The following is a 20,758-nucleotide window of genomic DNA, read 5'->3' as shown; positions in this document are numbered from 1 at the left end:
TCGGCGAGGGGCGTTTCGCGGCATCGGGACACGTGGTCCGATCCGCCGATCGGCAGGCGCGGTCCGCACCTGACGCGGATGGGTCATTGGTCCCGGGACCGGGGCGGAGCGCCTCTGTGTCATTCTTAGGTTATGCAAGCCTTACTCGCGGCCGAGGCGCCCGCGTCCCCGCCGGCGACGACGCCCACCCGCCACCGTGCCCGGGTCGCGGTCCTCGTGGGGGCGTTCGTGCTGCTCGTCCTCGGCGTGGTGCTGAGCCTGGCGCTCGGCGTGCGCGAGGTGGCCTTCGGCGAGGCGTGGCGGGCGCTCACCGACCCGGTCGCGGGCAACGTCGACCACGCGGTGATCCGCGGGCAGCGGGTCCCGCGCACCCTCATCGCGCTGCTCGCCGGTGCCGCGCTCGCGCTGGCCGGGGTGCTCAGCCAGGGCATCACCCGCAACCCGCTGGCCGATCCCGGCCTGCTGGGCCTCAACGCCGGTGCGTCGCTCGGCATCGTCGTCGCCGCCACGGCGTTCGGTGTCCTCTCCCCGGTCGGCGCGGTCTGGTTCGCCTTCGCCGGGGCGGCGATCGCCGCGGTGGTCGTCTTCGCGATCGGCAACGGCCGCCCGGTCCAGCTCGCCCTGGCGGGCGCGACCGTCACGGCGCTGCTGACCCCGCTCTCGACGCTCGTGCTGTTCCGCGACGTCGACGCGCTGAACCTGCTGCGGTACTGGTCCGTCGGCGCCCTCAACGGGCGCGACATCGACGCCGTCGCCGTGCTCTGGCCCTTCATCGCCGTCGGCGCCGCCCTCGCCCTGTTCTCCGCCCACCGGCTCAACGGCCTGGCCCTCGGGGACGACGTCGCGGCGGCGCTGGGCCAGGGCGTCGGTACGACGCGCGCCCTCGCCGGTCTCGCGATCATCTGCCTGGCGGGAGCAGCGACCGCGCTGGCCGGTCCGATCGCGCTGGTCGGCCTCGCCGTCCCCCATGCCGCCCGGCGCCTGGTGGGCTCCGACTACCGGTGGCTGGTGCCGCTGTGCGCGCTGCTCGGCCCGGTCATGCTGATGGCAGCCGACATCATCGGGCGGCTGGTCAAGGCCGACGAGCTCGAGGCGGGCGTGGTCGCGGCGCTGATCGGCGCCCCGGTACTCATCGCCGTGGCCCGCGGACGACGGGTGGCCGGACTGTGAGCACGGTGGAGGCCACCCTGCGGACCGTCACCCGGATCCGCCGCCGCAGCCGTGCCCGGGCGCTGGCCGTGGTGCTCGTCGCCGCCGGCCTGTGCCTCGGCCTGCTCCTCGTGACCTTCGGCCTGGGCGCCGCGGGTGTGCCGCCGGAGCGGTCCTTCCCGGCGCTGCTCGGGGTGGGGGACCGCTTCGACCTGCTCGTCGTGCGCGAGCTGCGCCTGCCCCGGGGCGCCGCCGCCGTCGTGGCCGGTGTCGCATTCGGCCTGGCGGGCGCGCTCTTCCAGTCGACGCTGCGCAACAACCTCGCCAGTCCCGACATCCTCGGCATCTCCGGCGGCGCCTCGCTCGGCGCGGTCACCGCCGTCGTCGGGTACGACGCCTCGGGCGCCACCGTCAACGTCGCCGCCTGCGCGGGCGCGCTCGGAGCGGCCGTCGCGATCTGGGCGCTGGCCTGGCGCAACGGGCTGCACGGCATCCGCTTCGTCCTGGTCGGCGTCGGCATCGCCTACCTGTGCTCGTCGCTGATCGCCTGGCGGCTCGCGGAGGCCGAGCTGCGCGAGGCGGGCACGGTGCTGCTCTGGACCGTCGGCAGCGTCGCCGACGTCCGCGACGGCACGCTCGGCTTCCTCACCGCCGGCGTGGTCGCCCTCGCGCTGCTGGCGGTCCCCGTCGCCCGCGAGCAGCGGGCACTGGCGCTCGGTGACGAGCACGCCCAGGGCCTCGGCCTGGGGCCGACCCGGTCCCGGGTCGTCGCCCTGCTGATCGGCGTCGGGCTCGTCGCGCTCGCCACCGCGGTGGCCGGACCGGTCGCCTTCGTGGCCCTCATCTCGCCGGCGATCGCCCGCCGGCTGGTCGACGACGGCGGGCCGGCCCTGGCCGCGTCGGCCGCGGTCGGCGCCGCGCTCACCATGGGCGCCGACGTCATCGGGCAGTACGCCCTCCCCGGCGGCATCACCGCCCCGGTCGGCATCGTGACCGGCCTGGTGGGCGCGCCGTACCTCCTGTGGCTGTTGGCCCGCAGCGAACGAAAGGCACCGTGACCCATGAGTACCTCCATCACCGCCGAGGGGATCAGCCTCGGCTACCGCGGCCGCACCGTGATCGAGGGGCTCGACCTCGAGCTCCCGCCCGGCAGGGTGACCGCGATCGTCGGCCCGAATGCCTGTGGCAAGTCGACGCTGCTGCGCGGCCTGGCCCGGCTGCACCCGCTGACCGCCGGGCGGGTGCGGATCGACGGGCAGGACATCGGCGCCATCTCGCGCCGTGACCTGGCCCGGGTGGTCGGCGTGCTCCCGCAGAGCTCGGTGGCGCCCGACGGTGTGCGGGTCGCCGAACTGGTCGGTCGCGGGCGGTTCCCGCACCAGGGCTGGTTCGGGCGCCACACCAGCCAGGACGACCGGGTCGTCCTGCGGGCGCTGGAGGCCACCGGCGTCGCCGACCTCGCGGACCGCCGCCTGGAGGAGCTGTCGGGTGGGCAGCGGCAGCGGGTGTGGATCGCCATGGTCCTGGCGCAGGAGACCGACGCGGTGCTGCTGGACGAGCCGACGACGTACCTCGACGTCACCCACCAGCTGGAGCTGCTCGACCTGCTCAGCGACCTCAACGCCGAGCGCGGCACGACCGTCGTGATGGTGCTGCACGAGCTCAACCACGCCGCGCGCTACGCCGACCACATGGTCGTCATGTCGGGCGGCCGCGTGGCCGCGGAGGGCGCGCCGGGCGACGTGCTGACCGCCGAGTCGGTGCGCGCGGCGTTCGGCCTGGACGCCGAGGTGATCCCCGATCCGGTCACCGGCGGACCGCTCGTGGTGCCCAAGGGACGGACCCGGCGCGGACTCGCCACGAGCAGGGCTTAGGATAGCCTCACCTAACCCCGAGAACATGAGGAGATCCACGTGCGCATGACACGTGCCTTCCGTCGCAGCACGGCGCTCGTCGCCGGCCTGGCGGCCGTCCTGGCCCTGTCGGCCTGCGGCGCCGACGACAGCGCGGACGACGAGGACGCCGGTGCCACCACGCTGGAGGTGACCGACGAGTTCCCGATCAGCATCGAGCACGCCTTCGGCACCACCGAGATCACCGAGGAGCCGAAGCGGGTCGCGACGTGGGGCTGGGGCTCCACCGAGGCCGCCATCGCGTCCGGCGTCTACCCGGTCGCGATCGCGGAGCAGCTGTGGACCGTCGGCAAGGGCAACCTGCTGCCCTGGGTCGAGGAGGCGTACGACGAGAAGGGCGTCGAGCACCCGACGCTGCTCCCCGACGACGGCTCCGGCGCGACCGTCCCCTACGACGAGTTCATCGCCGCGAAGCCGGACCTGATCCTGGCGCCCTACTCCGGCATCACCGAGGAGCAGTACAAGAAGCTCAGCGAGATCGCGCCGACGGTCGCCTACCCCGAGGCGCCGTGGACGACGACCTGGCAGGACACGATCACGATCACCGCCAAGGCCCTCGGCCGCAGCGCGCACGGTGACGAGATCCTGGCCGACATCGACACCTTCCTGGCCGACGAGGCCGAGAAGCACCCGGAGTTCGCGGGCCGGAAGATCGCCGCGCTCTACCCGGGGCCGAACGCCATGTCGCTCTACACCGAGCTCGACCCGCGCCTGGCGATCCTCACCAAGCTCGGCTTCGACGTCGCGCCGAGCGTCGCGGAGCTGGACACCTCCGACGGCGGCTTCTACTACGACCTCAGCTACGAGAAGGTCGACGCGATCGACGCCGACGTCGTGGTGACCTACTTCGACGACGACGCCCAGGCGGCTGCCTTCCTCAAGGACCAGAAGGCGCTGGCCATCCCGGCCGTCAAGGGCGGCAACGTCGCCCAGGTCGTCGGCCGCGAGCACATCTCGGCGGTCTCCCCGCCGACCGCGCTCAGCTTCCAGTGGGCCGGCGGCATGCCGGAGCTGGTGAAGCTGCTCTCCGAGGCCGTCGCGGAGTGACCTGCTGACAGCACGCGCCGCAGGACGGCCCGGGAGCGGTTGCTCCCGGGCCGTTCAGGGTTGTGTGCGTGTCCTGCGGGGGTCTCGTGACGGTTGCTGCGCAACCTCCTCGACCACCGGCCAGGGCGTGCGCAACCTCCTCGACCACCGGGTCAGGCGGGGTCGTCGGGGTGGATGCTCCGGGTCTCGGCCCGCTCGTACTGGCGCGGCAGGTGGTCGCCGACGTAGATCTTCGGCAGCGCCTTCGCGACGGCCAGGGACACGTAGACGACGGTGTTGATCGCGACGAACGCCGCGAGGATCGCGAAGCCCTGCGAGCGGACCAATGACTCGGGGAACAGGATTCCGAGCGAGACGACGAGGCCGCTCATGCGTCGGCCCGCACGGTCGTCGGTGACTGGACGACGTGCTTCCAGGTGGCGGTGCGTCCGACGGACATGTCGACGATTCCCTTCAGGTACACGATGTCGAGGTAGAGCGCGTAGATGAGCTCGGGGAACAGGGTCGCGGCCAGCAACCGGGCCCGCCAGCCGCCGTTCCACACGGTGACGACCCGCTCCACCGTGAACACGAGGCCGGTTCCGAGCCAGAACGGGAACCACACCCACTGGTCGAAGGACGTCATCATCAGGAACATCAGCAGCAGGTAGGCGAAGAGCGCGATCACGCCGTAGCCGATGCCGAGCTGCTGGGCCCAGTAGCGGAACGTGGCCGGCCGGACGCCGTACTCGCCGAGGTTCTCGAGCGCGCCGCGCTGCCAGCGCAGGCGCTGGGCCCACAGGGCGCGCCAGGTCGGCATCACCTCGGTCACGACGGTGCACTCGGCGGGGGAGACGATGAGTCCGCCCAGCACCTTCAGCGCGAGGGTGATCTCGTTGTCCTCGGTGAGCACGAGGGTGTCGTAGACGTCGCCGGGGACGCCCGGCAGCATCCGGCCGCGCTCGGCGGCGACCGTGCGCAGCGCGCGCGGGCGGAAGACGGTGGCGGTGCCGGTGAGCACGAAGACGCGGCCGCGGCGACGCTGGAGGTCGCGGGCGTAGCGGGTGTACTCGTTGCGCTGGAACTGGCCGATCAGGCCCATGCCGTCCTCGCCGTAGAAGAGCCCGCCGATGGCCATCAGGCCGCGGTCCTGGGTCATCCGGCGCACGGCCGAGGCGATGAACCCGGCGTCCAGCACCGTGTCGGCGTCCATCACCATGACGAGGTCGTTCTCGCCCTGGGCGGGCAGGAGCGCGGTCAGCGCCTGGTTGAGCGCGCCGGCCTTCTTGTGGCGGTTGCCGACGGTCTCGAAGACCTCGACCCCGCACGACCGGGCGATCTCCACGGTGCGGTCCGTGCAGTTGTCGGCGACGACCACCACCCGGTCGGGCGGCGGCTCCTGCTGCCGGAGCGAGGCGAGCGTGGCGCCGATCGCCTGCTCCTCGTTGTGCGCCGGGACCAGGACGGTGACCGTGACCGGGCCGTGGAAGACCCCGCGGGTCTCCTGCATCACCCGGCGGGGGGAGAGGGGCAGGCGGGTGCCGTCGTCGCTGCGGCGCGCCAGGGTGGCGATGCGCCGCTCGATCAGCGCGACCCCGGCCGCGAACAGCAGGGCCAGACCCGTGGCGGCCGCCAGCGTCACGAGGGTCGGGGCCTGGGGGTCGTAGAGGAGGTGCCACCTCCCGAGCGTCCCGTCGGTCGGGTCGTCGGCGGGTCGGCTGGTTCCCGAGACCGCCCACCACAGCAGCCCGGCACCCGCCGTCGCCGTACCGAAGATGACCAGCCCCACGGTGCGCTGCAGGCGGTGCTGCAGCGTCGTCCGCGGGGGCCTCGCCTCGTCGGCGCCGGACCTGCCCGGACTCGTTCCCTCGCTCATTGGCTCGCTCACAATCCTCTGATCGGACAGGAGGCTGCCGATCTGACTGCTTGAACCCGCACGGATGCGGGATGCACGCTGCCAGGACGGAGAAGCCATGGGGTCGCCAGTGGAGCCTGCAGCGGTGCCTCGGGCCGCAGTCGGCGACGACGCCCTGCGTCTGGTCGTCGAGGCATCGCCGAGCGCCATGCTGCTCGTCGACGGCGCGGGCCGGGTCGTGCTCGCGAACACCGAGGCCGAGCGCTCCTTCGGCTACGGCCCGGACGAGATCCTGCAGCTGCGGGTCGAGGACCTGGTGCCGACCCGGTTCCGGCGCCACCACGACCTCGAGCGGCAGGAGTACGTCGCCCATCCGTCGCGCCGGGCCATGGGCGTGGGCCGCGAGCTCTTCGCGCTCCGCAAGGACGGCACCGAGATGCGCGTCGAGATCGGCCTCAACCCGATCACGATCGGCGGCGAGCGGTTCGTGCTGGCGTCGGTCATCGACATCACCGAGCGGCTGCGCGGCCAGGAGGCCGAGAAGGCCGTCCGCGAGGACGTGCTGCGCCGCTCGATCCTCGACAGCATCCCGTTCTGCATCATCGCCACCGACAGCGCCGGCCGGATCGTGACCGCCAACCCGGCCGCCGAGTCCCTGCTCGGCTATGCCCAGGAGGAGCTGGTCGGGCGCTGGATCACCGAGATCGACGCCGCCGAACGGGCCCGCTACGCCGACGGGACGCCCGCCCTGAGCCGGGTCGACGGCGACGAGGCCGAGTGGACCTACCGGCACCGCGAGGGGCACGTCGTACCGGTGGCCGAGGCGGTCGTCCCGATGGACGTCGGCGACGAGCCCGGCTTCATCCTCGTCGCCTACGACATCACGCACCGGATCGAGGCGCGCGACCGCGCAGAGCACCTCGCCACGCACGACAGCCTGACCAACCTGCCCAACCGCGGCCTGCTGGTCCGCCACCTCGACGCGGCCTTCGACGCGGCCGATCGCGACCGTCGCCAGGTCGCGCTGCTGCTCCTCGACGTCGACCACTTCAAGCGGATCAACGACTCCCTCGGCCACCACATCGGGGACGAGATGCTCGTCGTGGTCGCCGAGCGGCTGCTCTCCTGGGTCCGCCAGTACGACGTCGTGGCGCGCCTCGGCGGCGACGAGTTCGTGATCGTCTTCGAGGACCTCGACCCCGGGGTCGACCTGGACCGCCGCATCGCGGACCTGACGCGGGCCGTGCTGGCGCCGATCGTCGTCCACGGCTACGAGCTCGCCGTCACGGCCAGCATCGGCGGCGCGCTCTACCCGGCCGACGGCGACGACCCGGCCGCGCTGCTCAAGCACGCGGACATCGCGATGTACCAGGCCAAGGCGGCGGGCCGCAACGGCGTGCGGTGGTTCGAGCACGGCATGCTCGACGACAACAACGACAAGCTCTCGCTGTCCGCCGCGCTGCGCCAGGCCCTCGAGCACGACGAGCTGTCGCTGGTCTTCCAGCCGCAGCTCGACCTCGGCGGCGGTGGCGTGGTCGGCGTGGAGGCGCTGGTGCGCTGGTCCAGCCCGCGGCTCGGATCCGTCGCGCCGGACCGGTTCATCCCGGTCGCCGAGGACGGCGGCATGATCATCCAGCTCGGCGGATGGGTGCTGCGCTCCGCGTGCTCCGCGGTGGTGCAGATGCAGGCCGAGCTCGGCCAGCCGCTGCGGCTCGCGGTGAACGTCTCGCCGCGCCAGCTGCGCAGCGCGACCTGGCTGGCCGAGATCACCGACGCCATCGAGGCCAGCGGCATCGAGCCGCACCAGCTCGAGGTGGAGCTGACCGAGGGCATCCTGATCGAGGACCACGGCGACGTCGTGGCGGTCCTCGACGCGCTGCGCGAGGTCGGCGTGACGATCGTGCTCGACGACTTCGGCTGCGGCTACAGCAGCCTCGCCTACCTGACGAAGTTCCCCATCGACAAGATCAAGATCGACCGCTCCTTCGTCCAGGAGATCACCAGCGCCGACACCGACGCGGCCATCGTCGACGCGATCATCGTGATGGCTCACGCCCTCGGCATGACCGTCGTCGCCGAGGGCGTCGAGACCGAGGTCCAGGAGCGCTACCTGCGCGAGCGCGGGTGCGACGAGGTGCAGGGCTACCGCTACAGTCCCGGCGTCCCCGCGCCCGAGGTGGTGCGGGTGGCCCGGGAGTGGGCCGGGGTCTCGTGACGGTCGCTGCGCGACCTCCTCGACCACCGGGCTCGGTGGCCCGGGCGTGGGCCGGGGTCTCGTGACGGTCGCTGCGCGACCTCCTCGACCACCGGGCTCGGTGGCCCGGGAGTGGGCCGTCGCTCAGTAGCTCTTCGGCAGGCCCAGCATCTGGGTGCCGATGTGGGCGAGCACCAGCTCCTCGGCGACGGGGATGTTCTTGGCGATCCGGGCGTCGCGGAAGATCCGCTCGACCGGGTACTCCTTCGAGTAGGCCATCCCGCCGAGGGTCTGGAACGCCTGGTTGGCGGCCTCCCAGCCGACCTGCGCGCCGGTGAGCTTGGCGACATTCGCCTCGTTGCCGCAGGGGCGGCCCTGGTCGAAGAGCCACGCCGCCTTGTAGGTCATCAACCGGCCGAGCTCGGTCTTCGCCTTGATCTGCGCGAGCGGGAACTGCAGGCCCTGGTTGGCCCCGATCGGGCGACCGAACACCTCCCGCTCCCGCGCGTAGTCGCTGGCGATGCGCAGCGCCGCGTCCGCCGTACCCACACCGCCGGAGGCGGCCAGGATGCGCTCGGGGTTGAGGACGTCCCACAGGACGGCGAACCCGGCGTCGACCTGGCCGATGACGTTGGCGGCGGGCACCCGTACGTCGTCGAGGAAGACCTGGCTGGAGTGCAGGATGTTGCTGCCCATCTTGGGGATGGGTGTGTAGGAGAGCGTGCCGGCGGCGAGCGCCTCCCTGACGTCGACGAGGAAGAGGGTGAACCCGGCCGTGCGGGGGAGTCCGCGCTCCTTCGTCTCCGCGGCGGGGATCGTGCGGGTGACGGCGACCATCCAGTCGGCGTTCTCGACGTTGGAGATCCACACCTTCTGTCCCTTGATGAGGAACTCGTCGGGGTTGTCGGGGGCGCGGCGGGCCTGGGTCGTGATCTCGATGGCGTTGCTGCCGGCGTCGGGCTCGGTGAGGGCGAGGCAGAACTGCAGGGCGCCCTCGGCGAGGCCGGGGAGGATCCGCTGCTTCTGCTCCTCGCTGCCGTGGCGGGTGAGCGTCATCGCGCCGAAGCCGGGCGTCGTGACGTAGAAGAAGGTGCCCGCGACGCCGCCGGAGGCGCACAGGGTCATGTTGGCGACGGCCAGCTCGAGCAGGCCCTGCCCGCCGCCGCCGTACTCCTCGGGGACGCACAGGCCGAACCAGCCGCCGGCGCCGAGGTCGTCGAAGACCTCCTGCGGGAAGCGGTGCTCCTCCTCGCAGCGCGACCAGTAGGCGTGGTCGTACTTCGCGGCGACGGCGGCGACGCCCTCCTGGACGGCGAGGGCGGAGTCGGGCAGGTCGAAGTCCATGGGATTCCTTCTCAGACGAGGGGGCGGTGGAACCGGCGGCGCACCCGCATGTCGGCCAGCCACAGGTTGAACGGGAAGACCCGCAGCACGGCGGGGAGCCGGCGCTCGAGCGCGCCGAAGGCCCGCATCATCCGGTCGAAGCGGCGCTGCTGGCGCTTCGACCACGACAGCCCCATCGCCTCGCGGAAGACGGGCGGGAGGAAGCCGGTGGTGACGAAGACGAGGAACGGCGCCAGCAGCCGGAAGGGCCTCGGGAAGTTCTGCAGCGTGGTGAGCTGCATGAGGTACTCCGCCACGTCGGGGTCGATGTCGACCTCGGCGAGCGACTCCTCCCAGTAGGCGGCGAAGGCGGCGCGGTCGGCGGGCCAGGCGTCCGCCGGCATCTGCAGCGTGGTGCCGAAGCGGGCGCAGTGGGCGTAGAGCGCGTCGGCCTCCGCGTCGGGCAGGGGACCGTGCATCTTCTCGATCATGTCGACCGTGCCGTAGTAGAGGCACGCGGCGACCCAGGTCTGCAGGCGCGGGTCCATCGCCTTGTAGGCGACCTTCTCGCCGGGGCGCGAGTAGACCTGCGCGTGCTGGCGGTTGACCTCCTTGCGGAACGCGGTGCGGTCGTCGTCGCCGCCGAGCAGCGCGACGGCGAGGTAGGTGAAGGTGGTGCGCCCGCGCTTGAACGGCCGCTTCATCGCCGATCCGCTCTCGACCCGGCTGTTCATCACGCCGTGGCCGACCCCGGGCCAGCTCAGCTGCATGATCACGTTGGCCGGGCCGGCCAGGTGGGCGCCGATGCCGGAGACGTGGTCGCGCATGACGAAGCCCGCGGGCACGGGGACGTCGCGCACCCTGGTGGCGCGGGCAGTGGTCTCGGCTCGGGTGGTCACGACACCGAGGCTAGTCTGTTGTTGGCAGTCTGCCAATAGTAGGATCGGGGTCATGAGCGAAGCAGTCGCGCGTCGGCGCCTGTCCCCGGACCAGCGCCGCGAGCAGATCCTGGTCGCGGCCGAGCGGCTGTTCGCGGAGCGTCCCTACGTCGAGGTCTCCACCACCGAGCTCGCCGCGGCCGCCGGGGTCGCCCGGGGCCTGCTCAACCACTACTTCGGCGACAAGCGCGCCCTCTACCTCGAGGTCGTACGACGCGCGGCGCTGCTGCCGACGCTGGAGGACGTGCCGCTGCCGACCGGCTCGCTGGCCGAGCGGGTCGACGCGGCCGTGCACTGGTTCCTCGGCTCGATCACCCCCGAGCGGGCGACCTACCTCACCATCGGCGCGGCCGAGGGGATCGGCGACGACGCCGAGGTGCGCGCGATCCTCGAGGGCGCCCACGACCTGGCGGCCGGCCGGGTGCTCGAGCTGGTCGGGGGCGACCCTGCGGACGCGGCGTCCCGCGCCTGCATCCGGGCCTTCGGCGAGCTCGCCCGCGGCACCATCCGGGAGTGGTCGCGCGCCAGGACGTTGACCCGCGAGCAGGCCCACCTGCTGCTGCGTGAGTCACTGCTGGTCATCGTGCAGGACGTGCTGCCAGGGCTGTGACCGTGGCCGGCGGGCGGCGCCGCGCGCGCTTGTCGTCGTACATCGACTTGTCGGCCCTGCTCAGCAGGCTGCGCGAGTTGCACGACCGCTCGGACAGGGCGACGCCGATGCTCGCCGTGATCCGGTCGTACGGCGCGTCGGACGCCTGGCCGTAGGGCTCGGCCACGCTGTCCCGGATCCGCTCGGCGCACAGGCGGAGCTCGTCGGCGTCACGCAGGCGGGTGCAGACGACGACGAACTCGTCGCCGCCGAGACGGGCCACCGTGTCGCCGGCGCGCACCGTGGCCAGCAGCCGGCGGGCGATCTCGACGAGCAGGAGGTCTCCCTCGGCGTGGCCCCACGCGTCGTTGACCAGCTTGAAGCCGTCGAGGTCCATCAGGATCACCCCGACCGTGCCGGGCTCGCCGCGGGCGATGGCGTCGTCGAGCCGCTCGGTCAGCAGGGTGCGGTTGGCGAGGCCGGTGAGCGGGTCCTGCAGCGCGAGGTGGCGCAGCCGCTCGATGAGGTCGTTGCGGGAGTCGCGGAACAGCGCGAGGGTCAGCACGACCATGGCGAGGCAGCCGACCATGCCCTGCGCGAGCAGGGCCTGCTCCTGCGGGGTGATGCCCTGCAGGGTGCCGCGGTCGAGCAGCGTGGCCCACACGATCGAGCCACCGGCCGCGGCGAGGAAGAGTGTGCCCGTGGTGGTGGTGTAGCGCAGCGAGACCCACATCGCGGGCAGCATGATCCCGAAGGCCGTCGGCAGGCCCGGGTTGAACCAGAAGACCCGCGCGAAGACGACGACCGTCACCACGACGCAGGCGACCGACTCGAGGACCCGCAGCCGCGACGGCTGCGGGCGGCGCCACTGCGCCTCCTGGAGACGGAGCACGACGGCGGCGCCGGCCAGCGCGGTCACGCCGTTGCGGACCGCGAACAGCCCGAAGGTCCGCGGCAGGTCCTCGTGGCCGACCGCCGCGAAGTAGACGGTGGCCAGCGCGGCGGCGACCAGGGTGCCGCACGTGACCGCCACGACCAGGTGCCCGAGGTCGGCAGGGTCGCGCAGCGTGATCTGGCGGCCGCCGTACCCGAGGACGAGGGTGGTGACGGCCGCCAGCGCGACGTTGACCAGCACGAACCACGCCGAGAGGCCGACGGGAGCGCCGGTGGTGAGGTTGACGCCGAAGGTGAGCGCGGCGAGCACGATCCAGTGGAAGGCGGCGGCGCGGCGTGGCAGGCCGCGGGCGTGGATCCCCCAGAGAACCGCGACCGCGGCCGCCGGCCACACCAGCGACACCTCACTGCCCTCGACCCGGGTGGCACGGCCGACCAGGATCGCGACCGAGTAGGCAGCGCCGAAGCCGAGGGCGGGCAGCAGTGCCCGGGCGGCGGATGCGGCCACGGCTCCTCCCGACTTCCCTCGGCTTCTTCGGCGGGCACTGCTCCCATCGGCGCGCGGGGCGATGATCGGAGTGGTTTCCGCCGAGTCGCCCGGGTGCACCCCTCCAACGGGGGTGAGCGACCAACCTCCGACCAATCTCCGGCTGCTGTGCTGGTGTGACCGCCATCTCACTCGGGGAGAAATCATGGGGAAGTCTCCGGCGCGCGCCTCCGCGCGCCCACTCAGCCGCCGCTCCTTCGTCGGCTACGTCATGGGGGGCACGAGCCTCGTCGTGGCCGCCGACCTCGTCGCCGGTGCCGCACCGGCGCACGCCGTCCCGATCCCGTCACTGCCGCAGGTGCCGGAGCTCTACGACCTCAACGACTTCCTGACGCACTGCGCGTTGCCGACGTCGAACCTCATCGCGATCCACGTCGACGAGGAGGGGCACGCCCACTTCGCCCTCCCGAGGATGGAGGTCGGCCAGGGCATCACCACCTCGATCGGCATGCTCATCGCCGACGAGCTCGACCTGCCGCTCGACCGGGTGCACGTCACGCTGGCGCCGGCACGGCCCGAGCTGCTCTTCAACCAGCTCACCGGCGGCTCCAACACGATGATCTCGATGTACACGCCGGTGCGGGTCGCGGCCGCGGTGGCGCGCAAGGCCCTCCTCGACGCCGCCGCCGTCCAGCTCGGCGCCCTGGTCACGACGCTGACCGTGAAGGGCGGCATCATCTCGGACCTGCTCGGCAACACGCTCACCTACGGCGAGGCCGCGGCGACCGCGGCCTCGCCGACCACGAAGCGGGTCCGGGTCAGGCTCAAGGCAGCAGCGGACCAGTCGCTCATCGGTACGCCGCAGCGCCGCGTGGACGCCCTCGACGCGGTGACCGGCCGCAAGCAGTACGCGATGGACATCGACGTCCCGGACGCCCTGCCCACGATGGTGTGCCGGGCGCCGGACCTCAACGGCACCGCACGCTCCGTGCGCAACCAGGCCGACGTCGCCTCGATGCCCGGTGTCACCCACGTCGCGATCATCCCGACGGGCGTCGCCGTCCGCGCGAGGACCTTCGGCCAGTGCATCGACGCCGTGCGGGCCCTCGACGTCGAGTGGAGTCCCGGCACGGTCGTCGGGAAGTCGTCGGCCGACATCCTCGGCGAGCTGCGCAAGGCCCAGCTGCCGCTGGTCGTTCCCAAGCTCGGGGCCAGCACCGTGGAGGCCGAGTTCGTCTTCCACTTCCGCAGCGGCTCGGCCCTCGAGCCCAACTGTGCCGTCGCCGACGTACGCGACGGGACGGCGACGATCTGGGGCGGGCTCAAGTCGCCGATCGACACCCAGTCGAAGGTGGCCAAGGCGCTCGGCCTGCCGCAGGGCAAGGTGACCGTCCACGTCGTCCAGGGCGGCGGCTCCTTCGGGCGCAAGCTGTTCAGCGACGCGGCGATCGAGGCGGCCCACGCGTCGAAGGCGTTCGGGGCGCCGGTGAAGCTGATGTGGCACCGCGCCGACGAGCCGCGCCAGGGTCGCGTGCACCCGATGACGACATCGCGGATCCGGGCCAGCATCCTCGCCGGCAGCGTGATCAGCTTCGAGCAGCGGCACACGGCCGTCACGACGGACTTCACCCACGGCCTCGGCGAGCGGCTGACCGCGGAGGTGGCGGCGCTGCCGACCGGGCTGGCCAACCTGACCTTCTCGGAGTCGATCTTCACGCTCACCCAGGAGCTGCCCTACAACTTCGGGGTCGTCACCCAGCTCCTCAACGAGACCGACCACGACGTCAGGCGGTTCAACACCAGCTCGGTGCGCAACGTCTACTCCCCGGAGGTCCGCTGCGCCAACGAGCTGATGGTCGACCAGCTGGCGAAGAGGTTCAAGCAGGACCCCGTCGCCTTCCGGCGCGCGCACCTGCGCAGCGGGATCGTCAAGCGGGTCCTCGAGCGGGCGGCCGAGCTGGGGGAGTGGGGCCGGACGATGCCGCCCGGCACCGCCCAGGGCATCGCGATCCACAAGGAGTACAAGGGCGCGACCGCCGTACTGGTGGAGATCGACTGCCGGCCCGAGACGGTCGACCGGAAGGTCCGCGACGCGGTCACCGGGCCGCGGGTCACCAAGGCCCTCGTGGTCGTCGACTGTGGCCTGGTCGTCAACCCGCTGGGCGTGCAGGCCCAGATGATGGGCGGCTTCATGGACGGGATGGCCCAGGCGCTGACCTACAGCAACCACCTCGTCGACGGGCACTTCCTCGAGGCGAGCTGGGACAACTCGGCGTACACGCGTCAGTGGAACGTCCCGTTCGAGTTCCGGTGCGAGGTCATCGACTCCGACCGCAAGGAGCCCGGCGGCGCCGGCGAGGCGGGGGTCGCGGCGTCGATGGCCGCGGTGGCCTGCGCCTACGCCCGGGCCACGGGCACCCTGCCCAAGGAGTTCCCGATCAACTTCCACGCGCCGCTGCACTTCGAGCCCAAGCCGTTCGTCCCGTCCGTCCCCGAGTCGCCGGTCAACGGCCTCGACCACACCTTCTGAGGTCCCCGACATGCCGAAGCACACCTTCCAGCTGAACGGCGAGACGGTCACCGTCGACGTCGAGGACGACGTCCGCATCCTCTGGGTCCTGCGCGACGTCCTGGGCGTCACTGGACCCAAGTACGGCTGCGGGATCAACGTCTGCAAGGCCTGTACGTCGCACATCAACGGCAAGGCCTTCAACCCCTGCTCGGTGCCGGTCTCCGCCATCGGGGAGGACGACGAGATCACCACGATCGAGGGACTCGCCGACACCGCTCCCGGCGACGGGCTGCACCCCATGCAGGACGCCTGGCTCGAGCACGACGTCGCCCAGTGCGGCTACTGCCAGCCGGGCCAGATCATGGCCGCCGTCGCGCTGGTCAACAAGGTCCGCGCCGAGGGCCGGGCGATCACCGAGGACGACCTCGACTCGATCCGCAACGTCTGCCGGTGCGGGACCTACTCGCGGATCAGGGAGGCGGTGCGCACGGGAGCGGCGGCGATGGGCGGCTGAGGGCCCCGGAGCCGCTGGCGCATCACGGGGCGACCACGACGCTCCAGGCGATGGCCTTGCTCGAGGCGACGCTCGCGGTGGCCGTCCGGGCGGGCCAGGTCCCGGCGGGTGCCGGACCGCCGTCCGCGGTGAGGCTGACGACCTGTCCGCTCCCGCTGCCTGCTCCGGTGCGTCGCGGCACCAGGTCGGCGACGCTCCACGTGGCCACCTCGTTGACCTTGCTCACCCAGTGGTGCACGACCCGCGAACCGGGCGTGGTGACGGCGACGGGAGCGCTCAGGTGGGACGCGCCGGTGCCCGTCTCGGGGCGGGAGGCCGTGGCCGTCACCGCCGATCCGTCGTACGCCGCCAGGCTGACGTCGACCTTGCTGGTGGCGTCGAGCACGACGGTGACGCTCGACCCCGGCGTGCCGGTGGCGGTCCGGGTGAACGCCCAGGACCGGAGGTCGGACCCGTCGGTCGCGACGCCGAGCAGGGACCATCCCGTCGGCGCCGGAACGGTTGCGAGCCGGTTGGTCCCGACGAACAGCACCAGGACGTCCCCGGCCTGGACCGTGGCGGGCACGGCGACGGTGACTGAGCTCGCGTTGCCGCTCGCTCCGGACACCGCACGGAACTCCGCCGTCCCGGACGGCTCCGGCGGAGCGCCGGTCGCGGCGACCGCGACGGAGAACTCGGCGCCACCGCTGACCCGGACGACGTCGGTGAGCCCGGGCACGGCAACGGCGGTCGACCGGCTCGTGAGGGTCCCGTCGCCCAGCTGGCCGGAGGAGTTGTGGCCCCAGGTGCGGACCGTGCCGTCGGCAAGGGCGGCGAGTCCGTGGTCGCGTCCGGACCCGATCGTGACCGCTCCGCTCACGCCGAGCACGGTGATCGGACGCGTGCGCTGGGTGCTGGTGCCGTCCCCCAGCTCGTTGCGGTAGTTGCGGCCCCAGGCGGCCACGCGGCCGTCGCTGCGCAGGGCGTAGGAGTGGTGGGCGCCCGCGGCGAGCATGGTCGCCCCGGTCAGCACCTGCACGGGAGACGTCCGGTCGGTGAGCGTGCCGTCGCCGAGTTGGCCGTACGCGTTCCACCCCCACGCCCAGACGCTCCCGTCGGTGCGCAGGGCGAGCCCGTGGTCCCGGCCGCCGGCGACCTGGACGACATCGGTCAGCGCACCGACCCGGACCGGGGTGGAGTGGTTGACCAGCGTGCCGTCGCCCAGCTGCCCGTCGTCGCCACGGCCCCACGCCCACACGGTGCCGTCGGTGGCGACGGCGTAGGACATGTCGCGGCCCGCCGCGACGTACGCGTAGGTGCGCGTGCCGCTGACCTGCACCGGACGGTTCCGGTTGGTGGTGGTGCCGTCGCCGAGCTGGCCGACGTTGTTGTAGCCCCAGGTCCACAGGGATCCGTCCGAGCGCAGGGCGAGCGAGTGGTAGTGGCCGGTCGAGACCATGGTGACCCCGTCCAGCCCGGCGACCGGGCCCGGCGAGGGCCGCTGCCCCCCGGTCGTGCCGCCGCCGAGCTGACCCATCTGGTTGCTGCCCCAGGTCAGCACGGTGCCGTCCTCCCGGAGGGCGACGGCGTGCTCGCGCCCCGTGTGGATGTCGACGACGTCGTCCATCCCCGGGACCGGCGCCGGCGCCCGGTGCGCGTCGGTGGTCCCGTCGCCGAGCTCGCCGAACGCATTGCCGCCCCACGCGTGGACCGCACCCGGCGGGGTCGGCACGGCCGGGGCCCGCGCAGGCAGGACGAGGAGGAACGCCGCCACGAGCGCGGTCAGCACGGGCGTGACGACGGACTTGGCGATCGTCATGACGAGCCTCCCTGTGCAGTGCCTCACGCTAGGCCCGGAGCCCGTGCCGGGCGTCATCCATTTCAGGTACCTCCTGAGTCACCTCGACGACGGGATGAGGGCCCGCCACGCGTACGATTCGCCGGTGACCAGCGCAGACTCCGACGTCCCCTTCTCCGGCCTCGACCGGATCGACCCGGACGAGCTCGCGATCGCGATCAAGGTGCTGCGGCAGATCCCCGAGCTGCACCCGGACCACGAGGACGTGCGCACGATGAAGCGCGCGGCGTCGTACATGTACAAGCTGATCAAGAAGTCGCGGCGCGCCGAGATCCGGCAGGAGCGGCAGCGCCACGACCAGGAGATCATCGAGAGGACGGCGACCGGCTCGCCGATGCGGATCGACGACGAGACGGCGGGCATCCCGCTGGTGTCGACGGCGAAGGGTGCCTTCGCGGGCGAGCTGATCACCGCACGCGGGTGCTACATCTGCAAGGAGGACTTCACCCTCGTCGACGCCTTCTACCACTGGCTGTGCCCGCGCTGCGCGGCGATGAGCCACGCGAAGCGCGACCAGCGCACCGACCTCACCGGCAAGCGGGCGCTGCTGACCGGTGGGCGCGCCAAGATCGGCATGTACATCGCGCTGCGGCTGCTGCGCGACGGGGCGCACACCACGATCACGACGCGCTTCCCGAAGGACGCCGTACGCCGCTTCGCCGCGATGGAGGACTCGGCCGACTGGCTCCACCGGCTCAAGGTCGTGGGCATCGACCTGCGCGACCCCACCCAGGTCATCTCGCTGACCGATGACGTCGCGGCCGACGGCCCGCTCGACATCATCATCAACAACGCCTGCCAGACGGTGCGCCGGCTGCCGGGCGCCTACTCGCACCTGATCGACGGCGAGAACACCGCCCTGCCGAGCGCGGAGTCGCTCGGTGTGAAGGCGCTGCCGGAGATGGTCACCTTCGACCGGATCTCCGAGGCGCACCCCGCCGCGATCGCCGGCGCCCTCGCCGACACGGCGGTCGCGCACCACGAGGGTGAGTCCGCCGAGGCCGCGCTGGCCGCCCACAACGCGGCGTCGCTCACGGCGCTGTCGCTGAAGGCCGGTGGCGCCTCGCTCGAGGCGCACCTGGCCGGCACGGCGATCGACGCCGGCGGCCTGATCCCGGACATCCAGGACAACAACTCCTGGACGCAGGTGCTCGACGAGGTGGACCCGCTGGAGCTGCTCGAGGTGCAGTTCTGCAACTCGATCGCGCCCTTCCTCATCAACTCCCGGCTGCGTCCGGCGCTGCGCGCCGCCGTCCAGAACGGCGCCCGGCGGGCCTACATCGTCAACGTGTCGGCGATGGAGGGCCAGTTCTCCCGCCGCTACAAGGGCGCGGGCCACCCGCACACCAACATGGCCAAGGCCGCGCTCAACATGATGACCCGCACGTCGTCGGGCGAGATGTTCGAGACCGACCGGATCCTGATGACCGCCGTCGACACCGGCTGGATCACCGACGAGCGGCCGCACTACGAGAAGCTGCGCATCGCCGCCGAGGGCTGGCACGCACCGCTCGACCTCGTCGACGGCGCCGCCCGCGTCTACGACCCGATCGTCCGCGGCGAGGCCGGCGAGGACATCTACGGCGTCTTCGTGAAGGACTACGAGCCGTCGCCCTGGTGACCGCTGCTGAGTAGGGTCGGGCCATGAGCCGCGACATGGTCGATGCGTACGTCGAGCGCCTGCTCGAGGAGTTCTCGGGCAACGAGTCCCTGACGAAGGACGACCAGGGCGGCTACGCCTTCCGGCACGGCAGCAGCGGCTACACCGTGCGCGTCGTGGGCAATGACGACCGCCCCGCGGTGCGGGTGTGGTCGGTCGCCGTACACGACGTGGAGCAGACCCCCGAGCTGCTCGGCACCCTCAACGACATCAACCAGCGGCTCCTGCACGCGCGGGTCTACTGGGCGGAGAAGGCGGTCGTGTTCGAGGACGCCGTCGCCGGCCTCGCGCTCAACAAGGGCACCCTCGAGTCGTCGCTGGTCGACGTGGCGGAGGCGAGCAACTTCTTCGGCCCGCAGCTGAAGGAGAGGTTCGGTGGCTCGCTGACCTTCGAGGAGGAGCCGGCGGCGGAGAAGGCCGACCCGACGGCGGAGCCGGCAGCGGGGGACGGGCTCTACCTCTGAGATTCGGCCTCAGGCCGCCTCGCTGAGCTCCTCGAGGCAGGCGGAGCCGACCATCCGGCCCCAGTTCTCCGCGCGGGCGAGCTCGCCGTCCCGGAGGGGCCCGCGCACCCTGTCCACCGCGAAGCCGACCGGCTTGCGCAGGAGACGGAATCCGCGCCGGTGCAGCAGACGGGCGGCAGTGCGGGCCGCGGACAGTGGCAGGTGCCGCACACGCCCGATCCGCGTGTCGAAGACGACCAGACGGTCGGTGCCGTAGCGCTGCGGCAGGGACTGGGCGATCCAGTCCCGAAGGCCGATCGCGGCCCGGTCGGGGCCGGCACCCTGGCGCACGGCCTCGGCACGGCTCTCCCTGCGGCTCAGCGTGAAGCCGTGGGTGGGCGCGCCGACGGCGAGGAGGTCGACGTCGACGGGACCGGTCGACGCCAACGACGTGACGGGCACGGCGTGGGCCGCGAACCCCGCCCGCCGGAGCCCCCGCGCCACGGCCTCCGCCGTCTGGGTGGTGTTGTCGAACATCGACTCGTAGACCACGAGGGCACTGGGTGGTCGGGTGCTCACGATGTGACCCGCTCCCGCTCGACAGGTACGACGGCGACATTGGTCTGCGCGCGCTCGACCACGGCGGTGGCGATGGAGCCGGTCACGAGCCGGCTGACGGTGTCGAGGGGGTGCCGGCCCACGACCACCAGGTCCCAGGCGCCGGTGCGCCAGCCGACCACGTCGTCGACGAGGCCGTGGTTGACGCGCTCCGTCACCGGGACGTCCGGGTACTTCTCGGCGAACCCGGCGAGCGACTCGGCCAGCGCGAGGTGGGCCTCGTCTCCGATCCCGAGGTCGGCGTCGTCCAGCTTGACGTTGCGCAGGCCGGCCACGGCAGCCATCACGTCCCACACGCAGTGGACGGCCGTGAGCGGTTGACCGTGCAGGGATGCCTGCGCGAACGCGAACTCGATGACCGGCAGCGACGACTCGCTGGCGTCGACGGCGACCAGGACCCCCTGGCGGACCTGCTCCTCGGCACGGGGCCGGCACACGACGACCGGGCACACGGCCTCGCGGCTCACCGCGGCGCTCACCGAGCCGAGCAGGGCGCTGCGCACGGTTCCGCGGCCGTGGGACCCGACCACCAGCAGGTGGGCGTTGCGGGTGAGCTCGACGAGCACGTTGCGGGGGTCTCCCGCCGCGCTGACGCCGCTCACCTCCACGCCCGGGGCGAGCTCGTGCACGGTGCGGACCGCGTCGGCGTTGATCCGGAACGCACTGCCCTCCTCGGTCGTGACGACCACCAGGGGGCGGCGCTCGAGGCGGGCCTGCTCGGCGGCCCAGCGCAGGGCGCGCGCGCCGTGCTTGGACCCGTCGGCGCCGACGACGATGCTGCCCGGGCGGATGCGGCGGTTCATCTC

The 20,758-nt window shown here is 72.4% G+C and carries 18 protein-coding genes; 10 read left to right on the top strand and 8 right to left on the bottom strand.

Annotated features, from left to right (window positions below; all coding sequences use genetic code 11):
• Positions 1-132: 132 nt before the first annotated feature.
• From BJ993_RS00630 to BJ993_RS00615, 4 genes are read left to right on the top strand one after another with little or no spacing between them, the layout of a single operon-like run.
• Positions 133-1,170 carry a FecCD family ABC transporter permease gene (locus tag BJ993_RS00630; RefSeq protein WP_036544631.1) on the top strand — a complete coding sequence of 346 codons (1,038 nt, stop codon included), beginning with the start codon at positions 133-135 and terminating at the stop codon, positions 1,168-1,170.
• A 5-nt stretch (positions 1,171-1,175) separates the two neighbouring features.
• Positions 1,176-2,207, top strand: coding sequence for a FecCD family ABC transporter permease (locus BJ993_RS00625; protein WP_179647367.1), 1,032 nt, complete (start codon positions 1,176-1,178; stop codon positions 2,205-2,207).
• Between the two features lie 3 nt (positions 2,208-2,210).
• Entirely contained in the window at positions 2,211-3,023 is an 813-nt protein-coding gene (locus BJ993_RS00620; RefSeq protein ID WP_179647366.1) for an ABC transporter ATP-binding protein, read from the top strand.
• A gap of 45 nt (positions 3,024-3,068) precedes the next feature.
• On the top strand, positions 3,069-4,109 hold the full coding sequence (locus BJ993_RS00615) for an iron-siderophore ABC transporter substrate-binding protein (RefSeq protein ID WP_179651862.1): 1,041 nt from the start codon (positions 3,069-3,071) through the stop codon (positions 4,107-4,109).
• A gap of 152 nt (positions 4,110-4,261) precedes the next feature.
• Here the strand turns inward: BJ993_RS00615 and BJ993_RS00610 are convergent, their stop codons facing one another.
• Together BJ993_RS00610 and BJ993_RS00605 are read right to left on the bottom strand one after the other, a co-directional pair.
• Positions 4,262-4,480, bottom strand: a complete 219-nt coding sequence (locus tag BJ993_RS00610) for a hypothetical protein (RefSeq protein ID WP_207006118.1) — start codon at positions 4,478-4,480, stop codon at positions 4,262-4,264.
• Positions 4,477-5,964 (bottom strand): glycosyltransferase family 2 protein, encoded by a 1,488-nt coding sequence (locus tag BJ993_RS00605; protein ID WP_179647365.1) that lies wholly within the window; start codon positions 5,962-5,964, stop codon positions 4,477-4,479. The genes BJ993_RS00610 and BJ993_RS00605 overlap by 4 nt, the downstream gene beginning before the upstream one ends.
• Positions 5,965-6,088: 124 nt before the next feature.
• Between BJ993_RS00605 and BJ993_RS00600 the strand changes: the two genes are divergently transcribed.
• Positions 6,089-8,158 carry a putative bifunctional diguanylate cyclase/phosphodiesterase gene (locus BJ993_RS00600; RefSeq protein ID WP_179647364.1) on the top strand — a complete coding sequence of 690 codons (2,070 nt, stop codon included), beginning with the start codon at positions 6,089-6,091 and terminating at the stop codon, positions 8,156-8,158.
• A gap of 123 nt (positions 8,159-8,281) precedes the next feature.
• Here BJ993_RS00600 and BJ993_RS00595 read toward each other — a convergent pair whose 3' ends face one another.
• Positions 8,282-9,481, bottom strand: a complete 1,200-nt coding sequence (locus BJ993_RS00595; protein ID WP_179647363.1) for an acyl-CoA dehydrogenase family protein — start codon at positions 9,479-9,481, stop codon at positions 8,282-8,284.
• Positions 9,482-9,492: 11 nt separating this feature from the next.
• Positions 9,493-10,359: an oxygenase MpaB family protein gene (locus tag BJ993_RS00590; RefSeq protein WP_218864574.1), complete on the bottom strand. Its 867-nt coding sequence runs from the start codon at positions 10,357-10,359 to the stop codon at positions 9,493-9,495.
• Between the two features lie 52 nt (positions 10,360-10,411).
• Between BJ993_RS00590 and BJ993_RS00585 the strand changes: the two genes are divergently transcribed.
• Positions 10,412-11,008, top strand: a complete 597-nt coding sequence (locus tag BJ993_RS00585) for a TetR/AcrR family transcriptional regulator (protein WP_179647362.1) — start codon at positions 10,412-10,414, stop codon at positions 11,006-11,008.
• Here BJ993_RS00585 and BJ993_RS26440 read toward each other — a convergent pair.
• Complete coding sequence (locus tag BJ993_RS26440) at positions 10,977-12,389, bottom strand: diguanylate cyclase domain-containing protein (RefSeq protein WP_218864573.1); 1,413 nt, start codon at positions 12,387-12,389, stop codon at positions 10,977-10,979. The genes BJ993_RS00585 and BJ993_RS26440 overlap by 32 nt on opposite strands.
• A gap of 184 nt (positions 12,390-12,573) precedes the next feature.
• Here BJ993_RS26440 and BJ993_RS00575 point away from each other — a divergent pair, with 184 nt between their 5' ends.
• On the top strand, positions 12,574-14,898 hold the full coding sequence (locus BJ993_RS00575; RefSeq protein WP_179647360.1) for a molybdopterin cofactor-binding domain-containing protein: 2,325 nt from the start codon (positions 12,574-12,576) through the stop codon (positions 14,896-14,898).
• Between the two features lie 10 nt (positions 14,899-14,908).
• Positions 14,909-15,394 carry a (2Fe-2S)-binding protein gene (locus tag BJ993_RS00570; RefSeq protein WP_179647359.1) on the top strand — a complete coding sequence of 162 codons (486 nt, stop codon included), beginning with the start codon at positions 14,909-14,911 and terminating at the stop codon, positions 15,392-15,394.
• A gap of 22 nt (positions 15,395-15,416) precedes the next feature.
• Here BJ993_RS00570 and BJ993_RS00565 read toward each other — a convergent pair whose 3' ends face one another.
• Positions 15,417-17,192, bottom strand: a complete 1,776-nt coding sequence (locus tag BJ993_RS00565) for an RCC1 domain-containing protein (RefSeq protein WP_179647358.1) — start codon at positions 17,190-17,192, stop codon at positions 15,417-15,419.
• 124 nt (positions 17,193-17,316) lie between these two features.
• On the opposite strand from BJ993_RS00565, the gene BJ993_RS00560 reads away from it, so the two are divergent.
• Both BJ993_RS00560 and BJ993_RS00555 read left to right on the top strand, forming a co-directional pair.
• On the top strand, positions 17,317-18,852 hold the full coding sequence (locus tag BJ993_RS00560; RefSeq protein ID WP_308645434.1) for an SDR family NAD(P)-dependent oxidoreductase: 1,536 nt from the start codon (positions 17,317-17,319) through the stop codon (positions 18,850-18,852).
• Positions 18,853-18,875: 23 nt separating this feature from the next.
• A complete protein-coding gene (locus tag BJ993_RS00555; RefSeq protein WP_179647356.1) occupies positions 18,876-19,355 on the top strand; it encodes a T3SS (YopN, CesT) and YbjN peptide-binding chaperone 1 in 480 nt (159 codons plus the stop codon).
• Positions 19,356-19,364: 9 nt separating this feature from the next.
• On the opposite strand, the gene BJ993_RS00550 is transcribed toward BJ993_RS00555, so the two are convergent.
• Together BJ993_RS00550 and BJ993_RS00545 are read right to left on the bottom strand one after the other, a co-directional pair.
• A complete protein-coding gene (locus tag BJ993_RS00550; protein ID WP_179647355.1) occupies positions 19,365-19,913 on the bottom strand; it encodes a flavodoxin family protein in 549 nt (182 codons plus the stop codon).
• Positions 19,910-20,755: a universal stress protein gene (locus BJ993_RS00545; RefSeq protein WP_179647354.1), complete on the bottom strand. Its 846-nt coding sequence runs from the start codon at positions 20,753-20,755 to the stop codon at positions 19,910-19,912. Before BJ993_RS00545 ends, BJ993_RS00550 begins: the two co-directional genes overlap by 4 nt.
• Between the last annotated feature and the right edge of the window lie 3 nt (positions 20,756-20,758).

It is taken from the genome of Nocardioides aromaticivorans (genome assembly GCF_013408525.1).
Taxonomy (GTDB): Bacteria; Actinomycetota; Actinomycetes; order Propionibacteriales; family Nocardioidaceae; genus Nocardioides; species Nocardioides aromaticivorans.
The sequence above is the reverse complement of the archived record's forward strand: the minus strand, read 5'-3'. Positions and strand labels throughout refer to the sequence as shown.